The organism is Streptomyces sp. LS1784, from assembly GCF_020103755.1.
Lineage (GTDB): Bacteria > Actinomycetota > Actinomycetes > Streptomycetales > Streptomycetaceae > Kitasatospora.
Map to the genome: position 1 here is coordinate 1 of NZ_JAHSQD010000494.1, position 6,229 is coordinate 6,229.

5 protein-coding genes are annotated in these 6,229 nt (G+C 74.6%); all 5 read left to right on the plus strand.

Annotated features, from left to right (window positions below):
* The coding region (locus KS423_RS35720) for a thioesterase II family protein (protein WP_374120085.1) at nucleotides 1-478 on the plus strand (478 nt) is incomplete at its 5' end.
* Complete coding sequence (locus tag KS423_RS35725; RefSeq protein ID WP_224283905.1) at nucleotides 478-1,662, plus strand: cytochrome P450; 1,185 nt, start codon at nucleotides 478-480, stop codon at nucleotides 1,660-1,662. The genes KS423_RS35720 and KS423_RS35725, both read left to right, overlap by 1 nt.
* 105 nt (nucleotides 1,663-1,767) lie before the next feature.
* Entirely contained in the window at nucleotides 1,768-1,980 is a 213-nt protein-coding gene (locus KS423_RS35730) for an MbtH family protein (RefSeq protein ID WP_224283906.1), read from the plus strand.
* A gap of 8 nt (nucleotides 1,981-1,988) precedes the next feature.
* Nucleotides 1,989-2,984, plus strand: a complete 996-nt coding sequence (locus KS423_RS35735; RefSeq protein ID WP_224283907.1) for a TauD/TfdA family dioxygenase — start codon at nucleotides 1,989-1,991, stop codon at nucleotides 2,982-2,984.
* A gap of 58 nt (nucleotides 2,985-3,042) precedes the next feature.
* The coding region (locus KS423_RS35740) for a non-ribosomal peptide synthetase (RefSeq protein ID WP_224283908.1) at nucleotides 3,043-6,229 on the plus strand (3,187 nt) is incomplete at its 3' end.

A 6,229-nucleotide genomic window follows, 5' to 3' on the forward strand; every position in this document is an offset into this window, starting at 1 on the left:
CGGCGCCCTGCTCGGCTACGAGGTCGCCCGGGCGCTGCCCGCCGCGCGGCGGCCCGAACTGGTCGTCGCCGCCTCCGCCTCGCCGCCCGCCGCCTGGGCCGGGGCGGACCGCCCGCAGTACACCGCCGACGACCTGCTGCGCCTCGCCGGAATGGGCGAACTCGTGGCGGGCGACGTCGATCTGAAGGAGCACGCGCTGCGCGGCATCCGCACCGACCTGGACGTGGTCGACACCTACCGGCCCCGCCCGCACCCGCCGATCGGCTCCGCCCTGCACACCGTCGTCGGCGTCGAGGACCCCCTCCTCGCCGCCGGCGGCCTCGAAGGCTGGGCCGCCCACACCCGCGGCGCCCACGGCCACCACGTCGTCCCCGGCGGCCACCTGCTCGCCACCGTCGACGGGCCCGGCCCGGTCGACCTGCTGACCTCCCTCATCGCGCGGCCCGGCGCCGCCCACCAGCCCACGACGGAGCACTGATGCCAACCACCACCGCGGTCGACCTCACCGACCCCGACCTCTGGGCCCGCCCCGACACCCCCGCGCTGGTCGCGGAGCTGCGCCGGGAGTCCGCCGTCCACCTCACCGACACCGTCGACGACGGGCCGGTCTGGTCGGTGCTCTCCTACCGGCACTCCGCCGAGGTGCTGCGCAACGCCGCCGTCTACAGCTCCGAACAGGGCTCGCTGCTCGGCGCCGGCGAGGGCAACGTCCCGGTCGGCTCCGGCCGGATGATGGCCCTCACCGACCCGCCCCGGCACCGCGAACTCCGCGCCCCCGCCAACCCGTTCTTCTCGCCCGGAGCCGTGCGCGGAGCCTCCCGGGGCATCGCCGAACTCGCCGCCTCGATCGTCGAGCAGGCCGTCGAGCAGGGCGAGGTGGACCTCGTCGACGCCGTCTCCGCGCTGCCGCTGTCCGTGATGTGCGACCTGCTGGACGTCCCGGAGGCGGACCGCGACATGGTCGTGCGGGTCTGTGACGTCGCCTTCCTCGGCCGCACCCCCGAGGAGCGCCGGGCCGGCCACCAGCAGCTCATCCCGTACCTGCTGCACCAGGTGATGCTGCGGCGCAGCGACCCGCGCGACGACCTGATCAGCATGATGGCCACCTACCGGGTCGGCGGGAAGCTGCTGCCGATCGAGGACGTCGTCCTCAACCTGGACAACATCGTGGTCGGCGGCGTCCAGACCGTCCGCCACACGGCCGCCATGGGCCTGCACACCCTGGTCCAGCACCCGGACCTGTGGCGGCGGTTGCAGCGCGGCGAGGTCGGCATGGACTCGGCCCTGGACGAACTCCTGCGCTGGACCTCGGTCGGACTGCACACCCTGCGCACCGCGAGCCGGGACACCGAACTCGACGGCCGCACCATCCGGCGCGGCGACCGGGTCGCGGTCTGGGTCTGGTCCGCCAACCGGGACCCGGAGGCCTTCGAACGGCCCGAGGAGATCCTGCTCGACCGCGCCCCCAACAAGCACCTCGCGCTCGGCCTCGGCGCCCACTACTGCGTCGGCGCGCCGCTGGCCAAGGCCGAACTCGGCGGCCTGTTCACGGCGATGCTGGAGCGCGTCGCCACCATCGAGCCGACCGGGCCGGTCACCCACAACCGCTCGATCATCAACTTCGGCCTGGACCGCTTCCCGGTCCGCCTCACCCCCCGCTGAACCACCCGGCAGGCCCCACGGCCCAACTGCCGCGTACCTGCCGCGACTCCTGCCCTTCGGCCGCACGGCCCGCGCCTACCTTCGAAGCAACCCAAGGAGGACACCATGAGCAACCCGTTCGAGGACGACAACGCCGGCTACCTGGTGCTGGCCAACGACGAGAACCAGCACTCGCTGTGGCCGGTCTGGATCGACGTGCCGGCCGGCTGGACCACCGTCCACGGCGAGGACACCCGCCAGGGCTGCCTCGACTACATCGAGGCCAACTGGACCGACATCAGGCCCGCCAGCCTGGTCGCCGCCCTCGCCGACCGGTGACCGCCACCATGCCGACCTGGGAACTGAACCCCGGCCGCCCGGCCCTCGCCCACGCGCCGCGCACCGCCGGCCTCGGCGAGGCCTGCGAGTGGCTGCGCGAGAACGAGACCGCGCTCACCGAAGCCCTGCACCGGCACGGCACGATCTTCCTGCGCGGCCTGCCGGTCGCGAGCACCGAGGACGTCGCGGCCGTACGGGACGTCCTCATCCCCGAGCGCACCCCCTACCGGGAGAAGGCCACCCCGCGCAGCGACTACGGCAACGGCGTTTTCTCCTCCACCGACCTGCCGCCGGCCCAGCCGATCCGGATGCACAACGAGAACAGCTACACCCTCACCTTCCCCGGCCGGCTGCTCTTCGCCTGCCTGACCGCCCCCGAGGAGGGCGGGGCCACCCCCACCGCCGACTGCCGCCGGGTGCTCGCCCAGTTGCCCGCGCACCTGGTCGAGCGGATGCGGACCTCCGGCTGGACCCTCACCCGCAACTACTCGGACTACGTCTCCCTCGGCTGGCGCACCGCCTTCGCCACCGAGGACCGCTCCGAGGTCGAGGCGTACTGCCGGGAGAACGGCATCACCTGGGAGTGGCTGCCGGACGGCAACCTGCGCACCGGCCAGCTGCGCCCCGGCACCATCCACCACCCGGCGACCGGCGAGGAGGTCTGGTTCAACCACCTCGCCTTCTGGAACGAGTGGTCGCTCGACCCGGACATCCGCGAGGCGATGACCGACGAGTTCGGCCCGGACGGCCTCCCGTTCAACACCGGCTTCGGCGACGGCGAACCGCTGGAGCGGGCCGACGTCGACGCCCTCAACGAGGCGTACCGGGCCGCGACCGTGCGCGAACGCTGGCAGGTCGGCGACGTGATGCTGGTCGACAACGTGCTCTGCGCCCACGGGCGGGACCCGTACCGCGGCGACCGCAGGATCGCCGTCTCGATGGGCCGGCCGCTCGACGTCCTGGACTGCCGGCCCAGCGTCCGGCCCACCCTGGCCGCCGCCTGAGCCCCGCCCCCGAACAGCCCGTGCCGTGACGTGAGCAGACCCGAGTAGAGGAAGCACCGTGATCCCGGTTTCGTACGCCCAACAGCGGCTCTGGCTGATCGACCAGATCGAGGGGCCGACCGCGCTGTACAACCTGCCGTTCGCCCTGCGCCTGCGCGGCGGGCTCGACACCGCCGCCCTGCGCGCCGCGACGGCGGACGTGGTCGCCCGGCACGAGGCCCTGCGCACGGTGTTCCCGGTGGCCGGGGGAGTCCCGGTGCAGCGGATCCTGTCGGCCGAGGAGGCGCAGCCGCGCTTCCTGGCCGTGGACTGCGCACCGGACGACTACCCGGCCCACCGGGACGCCGCGGCCGCCGAGACCTTCGACCTGAGCCGCGAACTGCCCATCCGGGTCACGGTGTTCACCCTCTCCCCGACCGAGCACGTGCTGCTCGTCGTGCTCCACCACATCGCCGGCGACGGCTGGTCGCTCGGCCCCCTGCTGCGCGACCTCGCCGACGCCTACCGGGCCCGGCTCGACGGCCGCGCCCCCGACTGGGAACCGCTGCCGATCCAGTACGCCGACTACGCGCTCTGGCAGCGCGACCTGCTCGGTGACGAGAACGACCCCGAGAGCCTGATCGCCCGCCAACTCGCCTACTGGCGCGCCGCCTCGGCCGGTCTCCCGGAGGAACTGGAGCTGCCGACGGACCGCCCCCGCCCGCCCGCCCCCACCGGCGCCGCCGACTCCGTCGACCTCGCCTGGGACGCCGGCCTGCACACCGCCCTGCTCGACCTCGCCCGCACCCACCGCACCACCCTGTTCACCGTCCTCCAGGCCGGCCTGGCCGCCCTGTTCACCCGGCTCGGCGCCGGCACCGACATCCCGCTCGGCACCGGCGTCGCCGGGCGCTCCGACGAGGCTCTGGACGACCTGGTCGGCTTCTTCGTGAATTCGCTGGTGCTGCGCGTCGACACTTCCCCTCGCTCCGCTGGGGACACCCCTACCGGTGACCCGAGCTTCGCCGAGCTGCTCGGCCGGGTCCGGGAGACCCAGCTCGACGCCTTCGCCCACCAGGACTTCCCCTTCGAGCGCCTCGTCGAGGAACTCAACCCGCCCCGGGTGCTCGGCCGCCACCCGCTGTTCCAGACCCTGCTGGTGCTCCAGAACCACGGCCAGGACGCCGGACTCGCCCTGCCCGGGCTGGAGTCCGCCCCCGAACCGATCGGCCTGCGGGTCGCCAAGTTCGACCTCAACATCGGCATCGCCGAACAGCACGGCCCGGACGGCGCCCCCGCCGGGCTCACCGGCTCGATCGAGTACGCCGCCGACCTCTACGACCGCACCACCGTCGCCACCCTGGCCGACCGGCTCGGCCGGCTGCTGGCCGGTGCCGCCGCCGACCCGCACGCACCCATCGGCACCCTGGACGTGCTCGCCCCCGAGGAACGCACCCGCATCCTCAGCGAGTGGAACGCCACCGACGCGCCCCGCCGGTCCGGCACCCTCGCCGAGTCCTTCGAGCGGCAGGCCGACCGCACCCCGCACGCCACCGCCCTCGCCCACGACGGCGGCACCCTCACCTACGCCGAACTCGACACCCGCGCCAACCGCCTCGCCCACCACCTGAACGCGCTCGGCGTCGGCCCCGAGACCCCCGTCGCGATGCTGATGGAACGCTCCGCCGACGTCGTCGTCGCCACCCTCGCCGTCGTCAAGGCCGGCGGCTGCTACGTCCCCATGCACCCCGGTCTGCCGGCCGAGCGGATGACCGGCGTGCTCGCCGACACCGGCGCCCCCGTGCTGCTCACCGACCGGGCCGACCCGGGCTTCCCGCACGGCGCCGCCGTGGTGCGCCCCGGCGACGAGGCCGGCGCCCCCGCCCACCGCCCCGGCCTGCCCGTCCACCCGGACCAGCTCGCCTACGCGATGTACACCTCCGGCTCCACCGGCCGCCCCAAGGGCGTCGCCGTGCGCCACCGCGACGTGCTCGACCTCGCCGCCGACCGGCGCTGGCAGGACGGCCGCCACCAGCGCGTCCTGCTGCACTCCCCGCACGCCTTCGACGCCGCCACCTACGAGATCTGGACGCCGTTGCTGGCCGGCGGCACCGTCGTGGTCGCCCCGCCCGGCGCCCTCGACGCCACCGCCCTGCACGCCGTCACCACCCGCCACGACGTCACCGCCGTCTTCCTCACCAAGGCCCTGTTCGACCTCGTCGCCGAGCAGGCCCCGGAGACCTTCGCCGCCCTGCGCGTCGTCTGCACCGGCGGCGAGGCCGCCTCCGGCGTCCTGATGCGCCGGGTCCTGGAGGCCTGCCCCGACCTGCTGCTCGCCCACGTCTACGGGCCCACCGAGACCACCACCTTCGCCACCCACCATCCGCTCGCCCCCGCCGATCTCGACGGCCCCCGGGTGCCGATCGGCGGCCCGCTGGACAACATGCGCAACTACGTCCTCGACGCCCGGCTGCGGCCCGTCCCGCCCGGTGTCCCCGGCGAGCTGTACCTGGCCGGCGCCGGCCTGGCCCGCGGCTACCTGGGCCGGCCCGGACTGACCGCCGAACGCTTCGTCGCCTGCCCGTACGCGCCGGGGGAGAGGATGTACCGCACCGGGGACCTCGTGCGGCTGCGCGGCGACGGCGCCGTGGAGTTCCTCGGCCGGATCGACGGCCAGGTCAAGCTGCGCGGCTTCCGGATCGAACTCGGCGAGATCGAGGCGGCGCTCTCCCGCCACCCCGCCGTCCGCCAGGTCATCGTGACCGCCCGTGAGGACCGCCCCGGTGACACCCGGCTGGTCGCCTACTGCACCGCCGACTCCACGCTCACCCCGGCCGAGCTGCGCACCTTCGCCGGCACCGTCCTGCCCGGCTACATGGTCCCCGCCGTGGTCGTCCTGCTGGACGCGCTGCCGCTCAACGCCAACGGCAAGGTCGACCGCCGCGCCCTGCCCGCCCCCGACCTCGCCGCCGACGACACCGGGCGTGCCCCCCGCGACGAGCGCGAACGGGTGCTCTGCGAGCTCTTCGGCGAACTCCTCGGCATCGACGACATCACCATCGACGACGACTTCTTCGCCCTCGGCGGCCACTCCCTGCTCGCCACCCGCCTGGTCGGCCGGGCCCGCACCGAACTCGGCGTCGAACTCGCCATCGGCGACCTCTTCCAGGCGCCCACCGTCGCCGGGCTCGCCGACCGCGCGACCGACACCCCCGCCCCGGCCCGCCCGGCGCTGCGCCCCGGCCCCCGGCCCGAGCGGGTGCCGC